The sequence below is a fragment of the Nostoc sp. genome (assembly GCF_036917755.1).
In the GTDB taxonomy this organism is placed as follows: domain Bacteria; phylum Cyanobacteriota; class Cyanobacteriia; order Cyanobacteriales; family Nostocaceae; genus Nostoc.
Genome location: NZ_JBALFC010000158.1, coordinates 16466 through 35243 on the forward strand (window position 1 = coordinate 16466; position 18778 = coordinate 35243).

At 44.3% G+C, this 18778-nt stretch carries 16 protein-coding genes, 1 tRNA gene and 2 pseudogenes; 11 read left to right on the forward strand and 8 right to left on the reverse strand.

Annotated features, from left to right (window positions below; all coding sequences use genetic code 11):
* Nucleotides 1-510: 510 nt before the first annotated feature.
* The 6 genes and pseudogenes from V7L05_RS34125 to kdpC form a co-directional block, all read left to right on the forward strand.
* Nucleotides 511-3186 (forward strand): annotated as a pseudogene (locus V7L05_RS34125) (beta strand repeat-containing protein); the annotation flags it as partial.
* A 335-nt stretch (nucleotides 3187-3521) separates the two neighbouring features.
* Nucleotides 3522-3713 (forward strand): annotated as a pseudogene (locus V7L05_RS34130) (tyrosine-type recombinase/integrase); the annotation flags it as partial.
* 23 nt (nucleotides 3714-3736) lie between these two features.
* Nucleotides 3737-4006: a hypothetical protein gene (locus V7L05_RS34135; RefSeq protein WP_335170698.1), complete on the forward strand. Its 270-nt coding sequence runs from the start codon at nucleotides 3737-3739 to the stop codon at nucleotides 4004-4006.
* Nucleotides 4007-4123: 117 nt separating this feature from the next.
* Entirely contained in the window at nucleotides 4124-5809 is a 1686-nt protein-coding gene (gene kdpA / locus V7L05_RS34140; RefSeq protein WP_335170699.1) for a potassium-transporting ATPase subunit KdpA, read from the forward strand.
* A 335-nt stretch (nucleotides 5810-6144) separates the two neighbouring features.
* Complete coding sequence (gene kdpB / locus V7L05_RS34145) at nucleotides 6145-8250, forward strand: potassium-transporting ATPase subunit KdpB (RefSeq protein ID WP_335170734.1); 2106 nt, start codon at nucleotides 6145-6147, stop codon at nucleotides 8248-8250.
* A gap of 365 nt (nucleotides 8251-8615) precedes the next feature.
* Nucleotides 8616-9218: a K(+)-transporting ATPase subunit C gene (gene kdpC, locus V7L05_RS34150; RefSeq protein ID WP_335170700.1), complete on the forward strand. Its 603-nt coding sequence runs from the start codon at nucleotides 8616-8618 to the stop codon at nucleotides 9216-9218.
* On the opposite strand, the gene V7L05_RS34155 is transcribed toward kdpC, so the two are convergent.
* Nucleotides 9212-9355 carry a hypothetical protein gene (locus V7L05_RS34155; protein WP_335170701.1) on the reverse strand — a complete coding sequence of 48 codons (144 nt, stop codon included), beginning with the start codon at nucleotides 9353-9355 and terminating at the stop codon, nucleotides 9212-9214. The two genes, kdpC and V7L05_RS34155, sit on opposite strands and share 7 nt — an antisense overlap.
* 59 nt (nucleotides 9356-9414) lie before the next feature.
* On the opposite strand from V7L05_RS34155, the gene V7L05_RS34160 reads away from it, so the two are divergent.
* Nucleotides 9415-10605, forward strand: a complete 1191-nt coding sequence (locus V7L05_RS34160; RefSeq protein WP_335170702.1) for a universal stress protein — start codon at nucleotides 9415-9417, stop codon at nucleotides 10603-10605.
* Here V7L05_RS34160 and V7L05_RS34165 read toward each other — a convergent pair.
* The 6 genes from V7L05_RS34165 to V7L05_RS34190 all read right to left on the reverse strand — a co-directional run bounded on the left by V7L05_RS34165 (nucleotide 10577) and on the right by V7L05_RS34190 (nucleotide 17104).
* On the reverse strand, nucleotides 10577-12076 hold the full coding sequence (locus tag V7L05_RS34165; protein ID WP_335170703.1) for a carotenoid oxygenase family protein: 1500 nt from the start codon (nucleotides 12074-12076) through the stop codon (nucleotides 10577-10579). The genes V7L05_RS34160 and V7L05_RS34165 overlap by 29 nt on opposite strands.
* Nucleotides 12077-12207: 131 nt before the next feature.
* Nucleotides 12208-13620 carry a folate/biopterin family MFS transporter gene (locus V7L05_RS34170; RefSeq protein ID WP_335170704.1) on the reverse strand — a complete coding sequence of 471 codons (1413 nt, stop codon included), beginning with the start codon at nucleotides 13618-13620 and terminating at the stop codon, nucleotides 12208-12210.
* A gap of 391 nt (nucleotides 13621-14011) precedes the next feature.
* Nucleotides 14012-14314 carry a chaperone modulator CbpM gene (locus V7L05_RS34175; RefSeq protein ID WP_335170705.1) on the reverse strand — a complete coding sequence of 101 codons (303 nt, stop codon included), beginning with the start codon at nucleotides 14312-14314 and terminating at the stop codon, nucleotides 14012-14014.
* A complete protein-coding gene (locus V7L05_RS34180) occupies nucleotides 14311-15279 on the reverse strand; it encodes a DnaJ C-terminal domain-containing protein (RefSeq protein ID WP_335170735.1) in 969 nt (322 codons plus the stop codon). Before V7L05_RS34180 ends, V7L05_RS34175 begins: the two co-directional genes overlap by 4 nt.
* Before the next feature lie 371 nt (nucleotides 15280-15650).
* Nucleotides 15651-16466: a nucleoside triphosphate pyrophosphohydrolase gene (mazG, locus tag V7L05_RS34185; protein ID WP_335170706.1), complete on the reverse strand. Its 816-nt coding sequence runs from the start codon at nucleotides 16464-16466 to the stop codon at nucleotides 15651-15653.
* Between the two features lie 50 nt (nucleotides 16467-16516).
* Nucleotides 16517-17104, reverse strand: a complete 588-nt coding sequence (locus tag V7L05_RS34190; RefSeq protein WP_335170707.1) for a metal-binding protein — start codon at nucleotides 17102-17104, stop codon at nucleotides 16517-16519.
* Nucleotides 17105-17281: 177 nt separating this feature from the next.
* On the opposite strand from V7L05_RS34190, the gene V7L05_RS34195 reads away from it, so the two are divergent.
* A tRNA-Val gene (locus V7L05_RS34195) sits at nucleotides 17282-17354 on the forward strand.
* Nucleotides 17355-17587: 233 nt separating this feature from the next.
* Here V7L05_RS34195 and V7L05_RS34200 read toward each other — a convergent pair.
* Nucleotides 17588-17725 (reverse strand): hypothetical protein, encoded by a 138-nt coding sequence (locus V7L05_RS34200; protein ID WP_335170736.1) that lies wholly within the window; start codon nucleotides 17723-17725, stop codon nucleotides 17588-17590.
* Here V7L05_RS34200 and V7L05_RS34205 point away from each other — a divergent pair.
* Genes V7L05_RS34205 through V7L05_RS34215 form a run of 3 tightly spaced genes read left to right on the forward strand, consistent with a single transcriptional unit; the run spans nucleotide 17699 to nucleotide 18587 of the window.
* A complete protein-coding gene (locus V7L05_RS34205; protein WP_335170708.1) occupies nucleotides 17699-17917 on the forward strand; it encodes a J domain-containing protein in 219 nt (72 codons plus the stop codon). The two genes, V7L05_RS34200 and V7L05_RS34205, sit on opposite strands and share 27 nt — an antisense overlap.
* Nucleotides 17815-18249 (forward strand): WD40 repeat domain-containing protein, encoded by a 435-nt coding sequence (locus V7L05_RS34210; RefSeq protein ID WP_335170709.1) that lies wholly within the window; start codon nucleotides 17815-17817, stop codon nucleotides 18247-18249. The genes V7L05_RS34205 and V7L05_RS34210 overlap by 103 nt, the downstream gene beginning before the upstream one ends.
* Nucleotides 18246-18587 (forward strand): WD40 repeat domain-containing protein, encoded by a 342-nt coding sequence (locus tag V7L05_RS34215; protein WP_335170710.1) that lies wholly within the window; start codon nucleotides 18246-18248, stop codon nucleotides 18585-18587. The genes V7L05_RS34210 and V7L05_RS34215 overlap by 4 nt, the downstream gene beginning before the upstream one ends.
* The last annotated feature ends 191 nt before the right edge of the window (nucleotides 18588-18778 follow it).

Sequence of the window (18778 nt, forward strand, 5' to 3'; positions counted from 1 at the left end):
CGCTCAGATTTTGGGCTTTTTGAAAGTTGAAATAACCAACCTTCTTCGTTCCAAATTTCACCACCTTGAAAGGGCTACTCCTGAAATATATTTGGGGCATACTGCCGTCAGCGTGATCGCGCCTACCGCTCAATAAATAGGAATTAATTTGAACTCTATTGAGTCCCATCAAGATAATTCATTCTGATGAAGTAAATATAAATTTATTGTAAAGGCGTTCTTGCATGAATACGGTAAATGGTAATGTCTGACTGTAATATGCAGCACTTAACCTTGTGGTATTACTTTTTGTAACCAAATCACAGAAATATTAACAGGTTAAATTCCGTGCTACGTAGAAGTCAGTATGGGTGAATCTTCAAGAAATATTACTCTTCCTTAAGGGTAATGGATGAAGTATGCCGAAAACATCAATTTTGAACCAAGTTATTTGTGCCTTGAAACAGCACAAACTGCAAATTCACAACTTAAGTTACTGAAAAAATCGATTTATTTAGGGAGGTAAAAATAATGTCAAATCTCATTGGAACCAATGGTAATGATACTCTGGTGGGCAGCGATGAGGACAACACGATTAACGGTAAAGCAGGCAACGATACCATTACATCTTACTATGATGGCCACACCACCTTGACTGGTGGAGGCGGCAAGGATAAATTTGTTTACGACTTCACCAACTACAACGGTGATACTATCACCGATTTCGGTGGAGTAGGTAGAGGAACACACCCCACAGCAGCAGTCATTGCCGAAGTGGACACCCTAAAATTTTCGGGCGATGGCTTGACTGCCCGAAATCTACAGCTGACCCAGAATGACAACAATTTGGAAATCAGCTTTGCAGTTGCAGATTATACCTCAGTTATCCTGCAAAACTTTGCTTTGGAAAACCTAGATAACCTCAGCAAATCTACAGGAGCCAGTGTAGACTTAGGCAATATAGAGTTTGATGGGCAAACTAGCATTACGGACAGCTTTGATGTTTTCAATGCCAACTCCACCCAAAACACTATTTTCAACAAAAACACAGTCACCTTCCTTAACGACCTCGACAACAATGTTAACGGCTTTGATAACTCAGATGATGTCATCAATGGTCAAGGGGGTAATGACATCATTGACGGCAAAAGTGGCAACGACCTTTTAAGGGGTGGTACGGGGAATGATACTCTCATTGGTGGTATGGGCAATAATACCCTCAATGGTGGTACTGGTGACGATTACTTGAATGTTGACTCTTCATCAGGCAATAATCTGCTCTTTGCGGATGATGGCAACGACTTTTTGAGGGGTGGTACGGGGAATGATACTCTCATTGATACTATGGGCAATAATACCCTCAATGGTGGTGCTGGTGACGATTACTTAGATGTTGACTCTTCATTAGGCAATAATCTGCTCTCTGGGGGTGATGGCAATGATTCTCTTAACGCCTCTGGCTCATATGGCGATAATACCCTCAACGGTGGTAATGGCGATGACTACCTTACAGGTGGTAATGGTAATAGTATTGATATCCTCACAGGTGGCGGTGGCAAGGATAAATACGACAACTTGGGTCACAACAGTGATACTATCACCGATTTCGGTGGAGTAGGTAGAGGAACACACCCCACAGCAGCAGTCATTGCCGAAGTGGACACCCTAACATTTTCAGGCGATGATCGCTTGACTGCCCGAAATCTACAGCTGACCCAGAATGGCAACAATCTGGAAATCGGCTTTGAAGGGATAGATGATTTTCACAAGGTTATTCTGCAAAACTTTGCTTTGGAAAACCTAGATAACCTCAGCAAATCTACAGGAGCCAGTGTAGACTTAGGCAATATAGAGTTTGATGGGCAAACTAGCATTACGGACAGCTTTGATGTTTTCAATGCCAACTCCACCCAAAACACTATTTTCAACAAAAACACAGTCACCTTCCTTAACGACCTCGACAACAATGTTAACGGCTTTGATAACTCAGATGATGTCATCAATGGTCAAGGGGGTAATGACATCATTGACGGCAAAAGTGGCAACGACCTTTTAAGGGGTGGTACGGGGAATGATACTCTCATTGGTGGTATGGGCAATAATACCCTCAATGGTGGTACTGGTGACGATTACTTGAATGTTGACTCTTCATCAGGCAATAATCTGCTCTTTGCGGATGATGGCAACGACTTTTTGAGGGGTGGTACGGGGAATGATACTCTCATTGATACTATGGGCAATAATACCCTCAATGGTGGTGCTGGTGACGATTACTTAGAGGTTGACTCTTCATTAGGCAATAGTGTGCTCTCTGGGGATGATGGCAATGATTCTTTGACCCTTTCTGACTCATCTGGCAAAAACACCCTCAACGGTGGTGCTGGTGACGATACCTTGAGTGCTAGTGGTTCATCAGGCGATAACCTGCTCTCCGGGGGCGATGGCAATGATTCCTTAGAATTATATATCGGATCTACTGCCTCTTCTGACTTAGTGACTCAAGCCGTAGATGGGGGAACAGGTGACGATTCGTTGGTCTTGAGCTTGGACGGTAATATCCAGGGAATCACTTCAACTTTCAATCCTACTACCAACATTGGATCAATTACGACAGGCACGAATCTGGTTACCTACAAGAATATCGAACGATTAGATATTTCTGGTACATACCAGGATGACAATATTGTTGGGAGCAATGGCAACGATACGCTCTCTGGTGGCGCTTTTGGCAATGATACCATAAATGGGGGTACTGGTGACGATTTGTTAAGTGGTAGCGATTATGATGGTAATAGCATCCTTTATGGTGGTTTTGGCAATGATATCCTCACAGGTAATGATGGTAATGATACCCTCTATGGAGGGGATGGTAATGATACCCTCTATGGAGGGGCTGGTAATGCTACCTTTGCTTTCAATACTTACAACGAAGGTGTTGATAGTCTTTATGACTTCAACGCCACTGATGACCTGATTCAGGTATCGGCTAATAATTTTGGTGGCGGGTTGTCAACACCTTCACTCAAACCGGATCAGTTTACGATCGGAACATCTGCAACCACTCTTCTTCAGCGATTTATCTACAATAACATTACAGGTGCATTGTTCTTTGACCAAGACGGTAGTGGATCTGGGTTTACTCAGCTAAAATTTGCACAATTACCTGCTGGATTGTCACTAACCCAAAACAATTTTGTGGTTATTTAATCGTTAATAGCGTTTTACCATTACTAAGCAGTATGTGTTGCGAGGTGTTATTTTCAGCACCTCTCATTCGATTGATCAATGCAAGTCATTTTCAGCAGCGATCGCAATTTTTGCACAGATATAATCAACTATATACTTGTGAACACGAAAGAGAACTTTTAATTAATTTTTAACCTATCCGGTACAAGTACAATTTTCCCAAAATGTCACGATCACCCCTAATGCAGTAATTGGAGATATATAGGGGCGATACCTACGGCGGCAAGCTACGCTAATCTCAGTCAAGCAATTCTGACTAATCGGAGTCAAATCGTTATAGTCTTTAGATCGCAGGCTTTCTGCGTAGTGCCTTAACCCAGATCAGCAACGCTGGTATCCCACTGCGGGTAATTCAGGAAATCTCAGGGCATCGGAATTTAGAGCAGTTCGAGAGATACTTGGAAGTGTATGACGATCGGGTATTGGGGGCGGTAGCGGCGTTGTCGATGTTGTCAGGGAGCAATGCGATGGGGGATCTGAGTGCGTAAGTTCTGCAAACTTGGAAAATGTATTGTATAAACAAATAATCCTAACTAGTGAAATAGATAAAAAACTCCACCCACAAGGAGATGGAGTTTTTGGGCATGGGGAATGGGGCATAGGGGAGGCAGTGCGGTCTTGGGGTTTCCCCAAGTGGAGCAACTGCCGTCATGGAGAAGAAGTTACCAATGCCCTATGCCCTATGCCCCAAGCGGCGGGGCGGCTATCCCTCTACAGACACCTGGGGATGGAGTTTTCCGCCGCTTTCAATGAATTAAGAGTAAAAATTAAATATTCTTAACAAAAACTCGAATAAGTATCTGGAAAATAGTAATAACCGAAAATAGTAAATTCCTCAAAATCTGTTATTTCTAAGAATTGGCTTGCTAGGACTTAAATTTAATTGAGCGCGAAATATATGGGACAAGGTTTTTTGCAAATTGGCTTAACGCTGTGTATCGTCATCGCAATCACTCCACTATTCGGAAAATACATAGCAAGTGTCTTCTTGGGAGAAAGAACACTGCTTGATTTTTTAATGAACCCCATAGAGCGAAGTATGTTCGTAGTAGCGGGTGTTCGGAGAAAAGATGAGATGACAGGTTCGCAGTATATCCGGGCTGTACTGTATAGCAACTTCCTGATGGGCATTTCAGTATATTTACTAATATATTTTCAGAGACTCTTACCCTGGAATCCTAACGGCTTCGGTGCTACTACATGGGATGTATTGCTGCACACAACCATTTCATTTGTGACAAATACCGACCAGCAACACTATGCTGGTGAGACAACCTTAAGTTATTTTAGCCAGGTAGCGGCTTTAGGCTTTTTGATGTTCACCTCCGCAGCCACAGGATTAGCCGTGGGAATTGCCTTTATTCGCGGGTTGACGGGTAGAAGACTGGGCAACTTTTACGTCGATCTCGTCCGTGGAATTACGCGAATATTGCTGCCGATTTCGATTATTGGTGCGATCGCCTTGCTTGTATCAGGTGTACCACAAACATTAGCTGGGACTATGGATGTGAGAACCTTAGACGGTGGAACGCAATATCTTGCCAGAGGCCCAGTGGCATCATTTGAAATGATCAAACTTTTGGGCGATAACGGCGGTGGTTTTTTTGGCGTCAACTCAGCCCATCCCTTTGAAAATCCCAATGGCGCTTCTAACTTGATAGAAATGATTGCGATGATTTCTATACCAGCAGCCTTAATTTACACCTACGGTATATTTGCCAACAACATCAAACAAGCTTGGCTACTTTTTTGGATGGTGTTTGTGATTTTTGTCGTTCTGGTGGGGGTAACAGCCGTGGGAGAACTGCAAGGGAATCCCCTAGTTAATAACACCTTTGGATTAGAACAGCCCAATTTAGAGGGGAAAGAAGTTCGATTTGGCTGGGCACAGACGGCATTTTGGGCAGTGACGACTACTGCTACTATGTCTGGCGCTGTGAACGGGATGCACGATTCTTTGATGCCCCAAGGAATATTTTCGACTCTCTTCAACTTGTTTATGCGGGTGATCTGGGGTGGACAGGGAACTGGAACAGCTTACTTATTTATTTACTTAATTCTCACAGTATTCCTAACTGGACTAATGGCAGGACGCACCCCAGAGTTTTTAGGACGCAAAATTGAAAAGCGGGAAATCGTCCTCGCCGGTGTGGTGCTATTGATTCACCCAATTCTAGTTTTAATTCCCAGTGCGATCGCCTTAGCTTATCCCATCTCGTTGTCTGGAATTAGCAACGCTGGCTATCACGGCATTTCTCAAGTAGTTTATGAATATGCCTCAGCAGCAGCAAATAATGGCTCCGGCTTAGAGGGGTTGAGAGATAACACCCTGTGGTGGAACTTGAGTACTTTAGTTAGCTTAATCGGAGGACGCTACATTCCGATAATTGCCATCCTGCTGTTCGCTGATGGGATGTCTCGCAAACAACAAGTACAAGAAACCCCTGGTACCCTGAGAACTGATTCTCTGGTATTTACTAGCATCACCGCCGGAGTGACACTGGTTTTAGGAGTGTTGACTTTCTTCCCCGTTCTCGCTTTAGGCCCCATAGCTGAGGGTTTGAAACTAGCATCTGGCGGTTAGAAAATTTATGAGTTATGAATTATGAGTTATGAGTTTGGAATTAAGAGAATATCAAAAAATAAATAAATTATCGGGTTTCGTAGTTTCGTAGGGTATGTTAGCGATAGCGTAACGCACCATCCGATGAAGGTGAGTTGAGTAACGCACCCTACAGGTTTGATCTGTTTTTTATTGTAAGTTCTTAATAACTCCTAACTCCTAACGTACAGACGCAATTAATCGCGTCTCTTCTAACTCCTAACGTACAGACGCGATTAATCGCGTTTCTAACTCCTAACGTACAGACGTGATTAATCGCGTCTCTAACTCCTACTTCTTAACTCCTAACTTTATTTATAAATCAAGTGGCAACTAACTTCAAAGCTAGACGCCCAAATTCTCGTTCTGGCGATCGCCGCCAAGCACGTAAAAAGGCCAGGGCAAGTCATAAGTGGCTGTACTTCAGGGCAATTAAAGATGCTTTTGTCAAGCTAAACCCTAAGTATATAATCAAAAACCCCGTGATGTTTATAGTTTGGCTAGCGACAATCATCACCCTATTGCTCACAATTGATCCCGATTTATTTGGCCCAGCCCTGCAAAAGAACCCCCAACTTTTCAACGGCTTGTTGTCGGGGATTTTATTCTTGACAGTTTGGTTTGCCAATTTTGCCGAAGCACTGGCAGAAGGGCGGGGGAAAGCCCAAGCTAATGCCTTACGATTAACAAAATCAGAGGCGATCGCGAAAAAACTTGCTGCCGATGGCACAATTAGTCAAGTTTCATCCACCAGCCTCAAACAGGGCGATACCATCTACGTCGTTGCTGGCGATATCATCCCCGCCGATGGCGAAGTAATCATGGGTATTGCCTCAGTAGATGAATCGGCAATTACTGGAGAATCTGCACCAGTATTAAAAGAATCAGGTTCCGACGTTGCCAGTTCCGTCACTGGTGGGACGCGGATTATCTCAGCTGAACTAATTATCCGCATCACATCCGACCCAGGCAAAGGTTTCATTGACCGGATGATTGCCTCCTTAGAAGGGGCAGAACGCAGCAAAACACCCAATGAAATTACCCTAACAGTATTGCTGACAGTTCTCAGCTTAATGTTTTTGTTTGCTGTGGTAACTCTGCCTGCACTTGCCTACTATGTCAACAGTCCAGTCAGCATCCCAATTTTGATTGCCCTGTTAGTGGCGTTAATTCCTACAACCATTGGCGGCTTACTAAGTACCATCGGCATTGGTGGGATAGATCGAGTTGCCCAATTTAACGTCATTGTCAGTTCAGGACGAGCAGTTGAAACCTGTGGTGATGTCAACACTTTAGTTATCGATAAAACAGGTACAATTACCCTCGGCAACCGTTTGGCGGAAAAGTTTATTCCAATCAACGGTCATTCAATGTCGGAAATTGCGTATGTTGCCTGGGCAGCTAGTGTTTTTGATAATACACCAGAAGGTAAATCCATTGTCCGACTGGCAGAAATGTTAGTAGCACGGCTTGATTTTGATTCCAGTCAGGCAGAAGCAGTCGATTTTTCCGCCACAACCCGCATGAGTGGCACTAACTTGCCCGGTGGATATGAGGCCAGAAAGGGAGCAGTCGGAGCCATTAAAGGATTTGTCGGTTCCCGCAACGGACGCGATACCGCAGAATTGGATGCTGCCTACGAACAAGTTTCTCGCCTGGGAGGTACACCCCTAGCCGTCAGCCTAGATAACGAAATCTATGGGATTGTTTATCTTAAAGATATTGTCAAACCTGGTATCCGCGATCGCTTTCTCGCACTGCGACGGATGGGAGTGCGTAGTATCATGTTGACTGGAGACAACCGAATTACAACTTCTGTGATTGCCAAAGAAGTTGGGGTGCATGACTTCATTGCCGAAGCCACACCAGAAGACAAAATCAACGTCATTAAAGGCGAACAAGCAGCAGGCAAAGTGGTTGCCATGACGGGAGATGGAACTAACGATGCTCCAGCATTAGCCCAAGCTAACGTCGGTGTCGCGATGAATACAGGGACGCAAGCTGCAAAAGAAGCCGCCAACATGGTTGATTTGGACTCCGATCCCACAAAGCTGATCGATATCATTAGCATTGGCAAACAATTGTTGATTACTCGCGGGGCATTGACGACATTTTCCATCGCTAATGATATTGCGAAATACTTTGCAATTATCCCAGTGATCTTTGTCGCTGTTAACCTGCAAAAGCTAAATATTATGAATTTGACTAGCCCTAAGTCTGCTGTACTATCGGCGCTGATTTATAATGCTTTAATTATTCCCGCTTTGATTCCCTTGGCATTGAAAGGTGTGCGGTTTAGACCCCTGACAGCTAATCAGCTAGTCGAACGCAATATCTTAATTTATGGCTTAGGTGGTGCGATCGCGCCGTTTATCGCCATTAAGTTGATCGATATACTAATTACAGTTGTGGGCTTGGCTTAAGGAGGCTGGGAAACGAGATTTAGCAGGAGTCTTAAACCCACTTATAGCGGTTCTGGGCCATTGTGAGGTAAGAACCCCACCCCCAACCCCCTCCCCGCTCTTCGAGAGGGGGCTAAGATGTACCTGATGTGATTAGGAAACGCTATATTCATTCGCTTTTCTCCTGTTAAAGACGCTACGCTACGCGAAGCTTGCTTCCCCGTAGGGGCACGGTTGACGCTACGCACAATTACTACGGCTACGTTAACGGCAGTCGGACTCCAATTTATTCTGAATTCTGACTCCTGAATTTTGACTCCTGACTTCTGAATTCTGTTTAGATAAAAAATTAAAAATAAAATATTAGCAGCAATTGGAAAATTTTTATGGCTATGATTCGAGAAACCATCAGAGCAATTTTCATAATTCTGATGCTTTGGTTGTTGACTGCAATTATCTATCCTCTGATTATCCTGGTAGTGGGTCAAGTTTTTCTGCCATATCAAGCTAATGGCAGCATCATGCGGAATCTAAATAATGAACCAATTGGTTCGGCTTTGATTGGGCAGGTGTTCACATCTGAGCGATATTTTCATCCTCGTCCCAGTACTGTTAGATATAGCCAAGGAAAAAAAGCCAAGCCAACTGGCATATCTGGAGCCAGCAATCTCGCTGCTAGCAATCCAGAGCTACTAAAGCGGATTCTAGAACAGGCAAATCAATTGCGAGACGAAAATCTTCAACCGATCGCTGATATAGTTTATACTTCTGGCTCCGGTTTAGATCCGCATATTTCCTTCAAAGCAGCACGGCAGCAATTGACGCGGGTTGCTGGTGCGCGTGGAGTCAAAGAAGATGAGATCCTACGTTTAATTAATAAGTATACTGATGACAGATTTTTATGGATTTTTGGCGAACCAGGAGTCAATGTTCTCCGATTAAATTATGCTCTTGACTTGCAAGATATTAATCGTCAGCAAAATCAATAAATTGGCATGGGGCATGGGGCATTGGGCATGGGGCATTGGGCATTGGGCATGGGGCATTGGGCATTGGGCATGGGGCATGGGGCATGGGGCATGGGGCATGGGGCAGTTGTACTGAGCGTTGCCGAAGTATTGGGCATGGGTAAAGCGCTGTTTTCCTTTCCGATAAAATAGGATTGCTATAGAAACCAAGAATGAAATGTCAGATCAGAGTAATACTAGTTCGGCTGGCACTGCACCTTTAAATTCTGCAAGTTACTCGTTTTATCCGGCACGACGGCGAGGGAAGCATAAAATCTTTATTGGTATGGCTCCTGGAGTAGGCAAAACCTACCGGATGCTGGAAGAGGCACATTCACTCAAACATGAAGGGATTCATGTTCTCGTTGGGCTTTTGGAAACCCACGGGCGCAAGGAAACAGCTGAGAAGGCACAGGGATTGGAGATTTTACCCCGCAAGCAATATCTTCGGGGTGAGTTGACGCTAACGGATATGGATACAGATGCTATTTTAAAGCGATCGCCCCAATTAGTTTTAATTGATGAACTTGCCCATACTAATGTCCCTGGTTCACCACGCGAAAAACGTTACGAAGATGTAGAAGTAGTTTTGGCAGCAGGTATTGATGTCTATTCCACAATGAATGTGCAACATTTGGAAAGTCTCAATGATCTAGTAGCCCGAATTACAGGTGTGGTAGTCCGTGAGCGGGTTCCTGACAGGATTCTGGATGATGCAGATGAAATAGTACTAGTAGATGTCACACCGGAAACACTGCAAGAACGGTTATTAGAAGGGAAGATTTACGCACCTCAAAAAATCCAACAATCCCTCGATAATTTTTTCCAACGCCGTAACCTGATTGCTTTGCGGGAGTTGGCTTTGCGCGAAGTCGCAGATAACGTAGAAGAAAATGCGATCGCCACTATCCCCAACGGCCAATCCTGTAATATTCACGAGCGGGTTTTAGTGTGCATATCCACTTATCCCAACTCAGTGCAGCTGTTACGCCGGGCTGCGAGGCTGGCTAACTATATGAATGCTCCACTTTATACCTTGTTCGTTGCCAATCCAGAACGCTTCCTCACCAAGGAGGAAAGCCTACATATTGACACTTGTGAGAAACTTTGTAAAGAATTTGAAGGTACTTTTCTTCGTGTTACGAATAGTAACGTAGCCAATGCGATCGCTGAAGTCGCTGAGAAATATCGGATCACTCAAATTGTAATTGGAGAGAGTCAGCGATCGCGCTGGCAAATGTTCCTCAAAGGATCTTTGACGCAAAAATTAGTCCGTTTGCTCAAAAATATCGATTTGCATATCATTTCCAGCGAAAAAAGGGTTTCACCCAAAGAGGGGATCAAATTTCCCCAAAAATCTCAGAAGTAAAGCTCCCATGCAGACCATAAGGGATATGATGCTTAAGATGTAGCCGGGCGATCGCTCCTTTAGAAAAATCACTAGCATCTAAAATTACCAAATCTGAACGGTGATCAGCAGCATCATAAACCAAAGCTAATACCCAACCATCATCTTCCTTTTCAGAACCTGGGCGCGGGACAAAAATCGGTTCACCGACAAAACCACGGGGTGCAGCACTCCAAAATTGTCTTTCAAGAGACTCTAAATCAATTTTCAGAAATGCTTGTAAGGGAGCATTACCAGTCTCCGCATGAGCCGCACCTATATATAAATATCGATAAGGCTGTCCCACATTCGCCGGATGTATGCTGGGAAATTCACAACAACGGCCATCAATCAATTCCCGCCGGACTGTCCCATTCTTTAAATTTAGATAAAATCGCCAGAGTTGCCCAGGTGAAGACGCCTCAAAATCAACTTGTCGAAAATCGCTTTTAGGTTGGACTTTTGATAATTCTTGGTAACAAATGGAGTCAACCAAAACTTCCTCTCCTACCTCAAAAGCATTAACGTGGTGGAAGACGAAACCCGATTGAGTTTCCATAATTTTTATCTTTTCTTGCCCTTCTTTAGGGAAGCGGGGAATAATTAGAATTTGAGTTGGCTGATTTGGCTGAAATTTGATACATTCTCCCGCCGCACGTATTCCCAAGGCGAAAGGTATGGGATTAAAGGTGACAGGATTTTGAAAGAAGATGCAGTAATTGGGAGTAATCACAAAATCGTGAATGAAAGAGAAACCTGGAACCTTATGAGCCTGCTGTCTAACAATTTCACCCGCCGGGTTTAGCTCGAAAATAGTAATTGTGGTAGATAATCCCGGCTTAATCGAGAAATTTACTAGGCAAGGTTCACCCCCATCTTGGTTACAATTTTTTTCCAAACGGGGATGTGCAGCGAAAGCTTCACCTGCTGACAAAACACCATTAAAATATTCATTCCCCAAGGTTTCAAGAGTGTAGGGATCGAGACGATGTGCTTCAGAACCTTCCCACAGTGCTAGCAGTTTCCCACCCCAATAGATAACATTTGTATTGGCGATATTTTTGAGTTTGAAGTCAAAGATATTCGCTAGCCAACCGCCGGGTTTTTGAGTACCAAAAGTACCGCGATAGAGGATTTTTCCCGCCTTTTGCTCTGCCAAATAGCCAGTTGTGCGGACAAAGCGGTTGCGAAAATGAGCGCGACCGTTGGTAAAGGTAATTTTGCTAATCATCCCATGCCCATCAAACGGGTGATCAAGAGATTGCCCATTCACATCCAGCAAACCAGGGCCATTTCTAAACAGCGTACCTTGTAATTCTCTGGGAATTTGCCCTTCGATATCATCAATCCAATAATCAAACTCTTGGATGAGAGATTTATATCCTCCTTCCCAGTCTGCACGAGTGTAGGATTTTTCTGTAACTGGGCTTTCTTGACTTTTAAAACTCTGCATCTACTTTGTTTTTTGTTGTTAGCTTGCACGAAAATATCTAGCCGCTAAAAGAATTTCTTTGCGACTTTGCTGAATCCCCGACTGATTCATTCTGATTCCTGAATTCTGACTTCTGAATTCTTCTTCAATACCTATTCCACTATTTTCGACTCTGATTCTCTTAATACCAACTCAGACATCAAATTAGGCAAAAACGGTTGTTCGCCATCTTTTGATGTCTCAGTTTGCTCCTCAGCAGGTAGCCAGTTGATAAATGGTAGGGGTAACAGTGTACTGAGGTTAGTAATTACCACCAATAGCCAAAGTGATTCAAAGTTCGTTGCGGTTATCCCCAGCCAATAGGTGATTAATGCCCCGAATGCATGGGAAACCGTTGCTGCGGAATTAAACACCGACATTAACAAGGCAAATAATGTCGCTTCCACACCAGAGGGACAAAGCCTTGCTGCTAGCACCATCACTTGCATAAAGGCAATTTTTCCCATCACGGTGAGAATAAGACTATCACCCAAACTAAACCAGTGGTCATCTATACCTAACAGCCTGTTTGTGTGAGTCACTAACAACAGCATCGTCATCCCCAAAACTGAGGAAATGACGGTACTCCAAGCAAAAATCACGCGAAAAGGGATGCTTTTGAGGAAACGTTGAAAAATCCAAACACCTGCTAAAGAAGCGAAACTTGTCACCAAATGCACTCGCCCCAAAAATTCTGGTTGAAAGTGTAGTTCGTTGGTAGAGAAGTAGAAAAAGGCTGAGTCAGCATTTGGGGTAGCTTGCCAGATGAAGATAAACGCCGTTGGTAGCCAAATTGATTTTTGGCTAATGGCTTGGCGGAGCTGCCCCAGTTGATGTTTGATTGGTAAAGAGTTGGTGTGATTACTATCTTGAGCATCTTTGTTAACGGGCGACTCAGCAATTAACCAAGCTACCCCTGAGACGATGAGAGGAAATAAGGCAGTAATCCCAAAGACGGTACGGGTAGTAAAATATTGCAACAGCAGACCGCTAAAGTATGCTGTTATTAAACCTCCGATCGCCGAAGCACCCCAGCACAGAGATTGTAGTGAACCGGCTTTCGCTTGCGATTCCCCTCTGGCTCGTTCGACAACCAACGAGTCAACTATCACGTCACTCATGGCGACAGAGAGAGAACTAAGAGCGATCGCTAATGTCGCTGCCCAGCTAGTATGAACTATTGTGGCCAGACTTACCCAGGAAGCAGTTCCGAGTATCCCGGATAAAATCAAGTAAGGGCGCCTACGATAGCCAAATATCGGCAAGCCATCAGAGATAAAGCCAAACACCGGCTTGATCATCCAAGGTAGAAAGACAATTCCCAATAGCGCCGACACCTGGACTGGACTCAGCAGCAGTTCATCTTTCAGGAAAAAGCTAACGGCTAAACGGGATAACCCTAAAATTCCTTGGACAAAGTAAACGGTGAGAATTGCAATTAATTCCGCATTAGGTTCATTACCCAAGAAGATTTTTTGTGTTAATGAGTCTTTGACCTTGGACAAGCCAGATGATTGATCCACCATTCGATAAACATTTTTTAACTTTTATTTACTTTTCTATCATATCGAAACAGAATTCAGGAGTCAGGAGGAGGTAGTGCGGTCTTGGGGTCTCCCCAAGTAGAGCAACTACCGTCCAGAATCCAGAATGAATTCTGTACGACTAGCGGCTAGCGCAGGGTAAAGCCTTTGGCATAGCAACTCTTAGAGACGCTACGGCAACGCTTAGAGCGAGTCCACGAGCGTCTTGAATTCTGACTCTTGAATTCTGATACCGTTTTACTTTAATTAATGATAAATAATGATACAAATACGTTGGTAGGGGCACACCAATGGCATAAGGTGCGCCTACCGCGTGGTCTATTTACCTGAAAATAGCTGTAATGTATTTTGGTTCGGTTCAGTGTAGGAGATGTCACGATTGATGAGACTGATACACTTTTAACTGTGCCCTTAATTGAGCAATTTCCTGAGCCATATCTAGCACCATTGCGGCTCCCACTAAGTTCAGCCGCAAATCTTGACGCAAACGCTGAATCTGAGCAATTCGAGCAATCTCGCGGGAATGCAGCAGGTCGCCAATCGGTTCGATTACGCCTAATTCAGCATAAAATTTTACAAGGGTAATCGAAGTCTGAGTTATTAAAGCGGCATATTCAAAGGTGTAGAGTTGCTCACCTTCGGGTGAAACCACGGTTTTTGAAAGGCTGAAAGTCATAATTTAATCTCCTCTAATTGGGCACGCGGGTTAAAGCTGCTATTTGCTTGGATTTTTTCGTAGTATTCTTGCTCGATCGCACTGAGGTCTTTCGGTGTGACAATCTGAAGTTTGGCAAATAAGTCACCTCGTCCCCCTTTTGGCAATGTCCAGCCTTTGCCGCGCAGTCTTAGCGATTGCCCCGATCGCACGCCTTTGGGAACTTTCACCGTCACGCCCCCATCGGGGGTTGGCACGCTGATTTGTGCGCCTAAAACCGCTTCATCGGGGCGAATTGGAATGTCACAAACCAGGTCATCGCCCTCAAATCGAAAGAAGGTATGGGGCAACACCTCGATGGTAAGATACAAATCGCCGCGCTGTGGAGAGAACGGACTAGGACGACCTTTACCTTTGATCCGAATTCGACTGCCTGGTTTTGCGCCTGCGGGAATACGGACGTTGATCGTTTCCTCGTCGAGTTGCAGTCGCTTTTGGACACCGTGAAACGCTTCGGAAAATGTGAGTGCGATCGCGGCTTCGGTATCCGGTGCGGGGGCTTGAGAACGAAATCCGTCACCAAAATCATTAAAACCATCAGTCGCCGTCGTCTGGGTTCTATGTCTTGATTGACCTCTCATTCCACCCAGCAGATCGTTGATAAACGAATCAAAGTCACTATACTGATCAAAATCTTCGGTCGAGACAGTAGAACCCCTTCCAGGTGGCGGAGATCCGCTCTGAACGACTTGATTCCAGTGCTGACCAAAGCGATCGTACTTCTGCCGATTCTCTGGATCAGAGAGTACCTCATTGGCTTCGTTCAGGTCTTTGAACTTTGCCTCTGCGCCTTTATCTCCAGGATTAAGGTCAGGATGGTATTTGCGGGCAAGCTTGCGGTAAGCCCGTTTGATTTCTTCAGGGGTTGCGGTTTTGCTCACTCCCAATATGGTGTAATAGTCCTTAAAGTCCGTTGCAGTTGCCATCATTGACCTCTCGATTGCGGGTTATTCGGGGGTGGGTATTTAGGAGTGCTGAGTCAATTAAAATTCAGTTGGGGTTTAAACCCTCTGATGTAACTCTCTTCTCTACGAGACGCTACGCGAACAATTTGGAATTTTGAACCCATGTAGAGCGATCGCTCTGGTGTATCAGAAAACTCGTGATTGAGAATGCGATCGCATCCATCTAGGACATCATCTAAATTCTACTAATTTCCCTGTCAAACCTGTAAACTGGGCGGTCGAAAAGAAGGGTTGAGTGAACGTACTAACCAACGTCAACGGAATGCTATATTTTGTCGAAACTAGTAATTAGTATCCTTTAGTAACTGCCTTCTTTTTTTATGCAACTTATATCATTGCTCTTTGGCAAGTTGGGCTTTTGCCTGTTGCCAGAGAGTTTCCAACTCATCCAAACTGTAATCAGAAAGGGGACGATCAACAGCTGCCTCCATTTTTTCTAATCGCTGGACAAATCGCTGATTTGTGCCTTGCAAAGCAGCGCTAGGGTCAAGATCATGCCAACGGGCTAACTGAATCACCGCAAACAGTAAATCGCCTAATTCTGCTTGTTGTCGTTTTGGTGTTTCCTCAGCTAAAGCCTGTTGAAACTCCCCCAACTCCTCATAAAACTTATCCCAGACGCCCTGAATATTTTCCCATTCAAACCCAACCGCCGCAGCCTTTTGAGAAATCTTCATCGCCGCCGTCAGTGGCGGAAGGGTGCGTCCATAACGACCGAGTTTAGCACTGAGTTTTTGCGCGTCTGGAGATGCTTCGCCTTTTTCCGCAGCTTTGATTTGTTCCCAATTTTGCTGCACCTCATCCACACTGTCCACCGACACATCACCAAACACATGGGGATGACGGCGAATCAACTTTTGGGAAATCCCCTGAGTTATTTCTTTGAGGGAAAATTCCCCAGATTCGCTAGCGATTTGGGCTTGCAGTACCACCTGTAATAATAAATCGCCTAACTCCTCTGCGATCGCGCCTTTATCCCCACCCTTAATTGCATCCACCACCTCATAAGCTTCCTCAATCACATAAGGTATCAGCGTTTCGGCAGTTTGAGCCAAATCCCAAGGACAACCACCATCAGGCGATCGCAACTTCGCCACCACCTCAATCAATTCCTGCAACGCCACCAAAGTCTCATTTTGATTTTCCATACCTCTGCGTACCTCTGCGCTTCCCTCAGCTACCTAAAGCGTTTAAAAAATCATTTCTTTACTCTCGGCCGACGACCACCCCGCATCACTTTCCGCTTCTTAATTTTGCCATTAGGAAACAACCCCCGAACCCCCTGTTTTTGCACGCGCTTGTATGCCGAACCGCCCCAATCGCTGAGAGAATGACTCATCGCACCGAGTTCCAACCCCACAAACAGAGCGATATATTCAGTATCGTAATCCACAAGCGATCGCCCCACAGTTCCCCCTAAATCCTGCCAAGTAAAACTCAGATTCCCCAGCTTTTCGGCGATTGTCAAAACGAAAATTGCCAAGATAGCGAGTAAACAGCCGAGATAAAGTACCCGGAGGATCGTGCCAATAATCGGCCCGTGGGATAAAAAAGAACGATGGCGAAGACTTTTTTGATAAGGTAGCCAAATCCAGCGCAAGAAACCCCAGCGTTGAAATTGCACAGAGTAAATATCCAAATCGGGGCCAAACATCAGCCCTCCAAAGAGAAACCCGCCTGCAACCAACAAAGTCGTATTGCTACTGCGAGTCTGCCAGAAAGTAACGCCCGCCACGAACGGCAGAGCATACATAGTAATGCGATCATGCGTCCGACCAGAGGGCATCCTAAATCCTGCTAGCGATAGCGGGGCGTTTAGCCCGTGCTGAGTAACTGAATCATTGAACTTCTGATTGGCGGAAACCGCCGCTCAGAGTTCTCACTGAGTCAGTATAAGAGAAAAAAAGATTTTCCCAAAACTACTAGCGCAATCCGAAATGTTTTGCTATATTAGTTAAGGATTGGGCGGTTAGCTCAGTTGGTAGAGCGCCTGCCTTACAAGCAGGACGTCATCAGTTCGAGTCTGGTACTGCCCATTAAGTAAATTGTACATTCGCAGATTAAATGTCGCCGTTCGCAATTTAATGTCGAATTTCGCAGGATACTGTCCTTTGTATGCAAATAACGCTTTTGAGCGACTCTTGATGCTATTAGCAAATTGATGTCGCTTAAAAGCGTATTTATTATTCAATAAAATATTCATTGTTAGGCAGGCGCTCCTTTCAACTCGCCTGTAAAACTTTAATATTATAAGTTTCTAACCGCTCTTTTAATGCGTGTTGTTTCCGACGGCGACATCATACCTTGAGTTAGATAATACTTGTATTTGGGGAATACTAAGTGTAGTAAGATTTGCTGCTGATTTTTTAGTATTCCTAGTATGAGCGATCGCTTTGATATAAATCATGTTTACAATATCCTTGGGTTAAAACCAGGTGCATCAGTTGATCAGGTCAAACAAGCTTATCGCCAGATGGCTAAAACTTCGCATCCAGATTGTTTTCTCGAACCCAGAAAAAAGCAGCACCCAAACCTACATCGCCACCACCACCTAAATCACAGTCTCAACCTTCACCGTGGAAATGTGTACACACCCTGACTCATCTGAACTGGGTTTTTACAACTGCAATCAGTCCAGATGGGCAAACTCTGGCTAGTGGAAGTAGTGATAATACTATCAAGATTTGGCATCTCCACACAGGTAAATTATTATATACTTTCACTGGACATACAAAATGGGTAAGATGCCTAGCCTTTAGCCCAGATAGTCAAACTCTGGTTAGTGGCAGTGATGACAGCAGCATCAAGATTTGGCAAGTGTCTACAGCTAAATTACTCAACACCCTCAAAGTACATTCAACCCCAGTTTTTTCTGTAATCATTAGTCCAGATGGTCAGACTATTCTGAGTGGGGGCATTCAGGTTGGGTGACTTGTGTCGCCATTAGCCCTGATGGACAAATTTTAGCTAGTGGCAGTTATGACCAGACTATCAAGTTATGGAACATTAATACAGGTAAGCTAATTAATACACTTGCCGGACATCATAATTATGTTTGTGCGATCGCTTTTAGCCCCGATGGTCAGCATATTGCTAGTGGTAGTGCAGATCATACTGTGAAACTATGGGATGTTAACACGGGACAAAATCTTTACACTTTTGATAACCATTCCGATTGGGTTAACTCTGTCACTTTCAGTCCTGATGGCAAAACTTTGGTTAGTGGTAGTCGAGATATGACAATCAAGCTTTGGCGCTGCGATGTCTAACGAGAAATTGAAAATTTAGATGATTTCAGTAAATTGCGAGATTTTGTCTAAAAAAATCAGATAACAGTTTAAGAACATCCATCTTTGGGATACTGTTTCTTTAAATTAAGTATTAACTCCTTAGAGATAGAGCCACTTGCTGATCACAGAGGTTATACTGATAACTCCCAACAACTCAGTAGCAAATAAAA

Excerpts from the sequence above, each read along its gene's own strand:
- kdpA (WP_335170699.1), top strand. The coding sequence starts at position 4,124 with ATGGGACAAGGTTTTTTGCAAATTGGCTTAACGCTGTGTATCGTCATC.
- kdpC (WP_335170700.1), top strand. The coding sequence starts at position 8,616 with ATGGCTATGATTCGAGAAACCATCAGAGCAATTTTCATAATTCTGATG.
- V7L05_RS34155 (WP_335170701.1), bottom strand. The coding sequence starts at position 9,355 with ATGCCCAATACTTCGGCAACGCTCAGTACAACTGCCCCATGCCCCATG.
- V7L05_RS34160 (WP_335170702.1), top strand. The coding sequence starts at position 9,415 with ATGTCAGATCAGAGTAATACTAGTTCGGCTGGCACTGCACCTTTAAAT.
- V7L05_RS34165 (WP_335170703.1), bottom strand. The coding sequence starts at position 12,076 with ATGCAGAGTTTTAAAAGTCAAGAAAGCCCAGTTACAGAAAAATCCTAC.
- V7L05_RS34170 (WP_335170704.1), bottom strand. The coding sequence starts at position 13,620 with ATGGTGGATCAATCATCTGGCTTGTCCAAGGTCAAAGACTCATTAACA.
- V7L05_RS34175 (WP_335170705.1), bottom strand. The coding sequence starts at position 14,314 with ATGACTTTCAGCCTTTCAAAAACCGTGGTTTCACCCGAAGGTGAGCAA.
- V7L05_RS34180 (WP_335170735.1), bottom strand. The coding sequence starts at position 15,279 with ATGGCAACTGCAACGGACTTTAAGGACTATTACACCATATTGGGAGTG.
- mazG (WP_335170706.1), bottom strand. The coding sequence starts at position 16,466 with ATGGAAAATCAAAATGAGACTTTGGTGGCGTTGCAGGAATTGATTGAG.
- V7L05_RS34190 (WP_335170707.1), bottom strand. The coding sequence starts at position 17,104 with ATGCCCTCTGGTCGGACGCATGATCGCATTACTATGTATGCTCTGCCG.
- V7L05_RS34205 (WP_335170708.1), top strand. The coding sequence starts at position 17,699 with ATGAGCGATCGCTTTGATATAAATCATGTTTACAATATCCTTGGGTTA.
- V7L05_RS34200 (WP_335170736.1), bottom strand. The coding sequence starts at position 17,725 with ATGATTTATATCAAAGCGATCGCTCATACTAGGAATACTAAAAAATCA.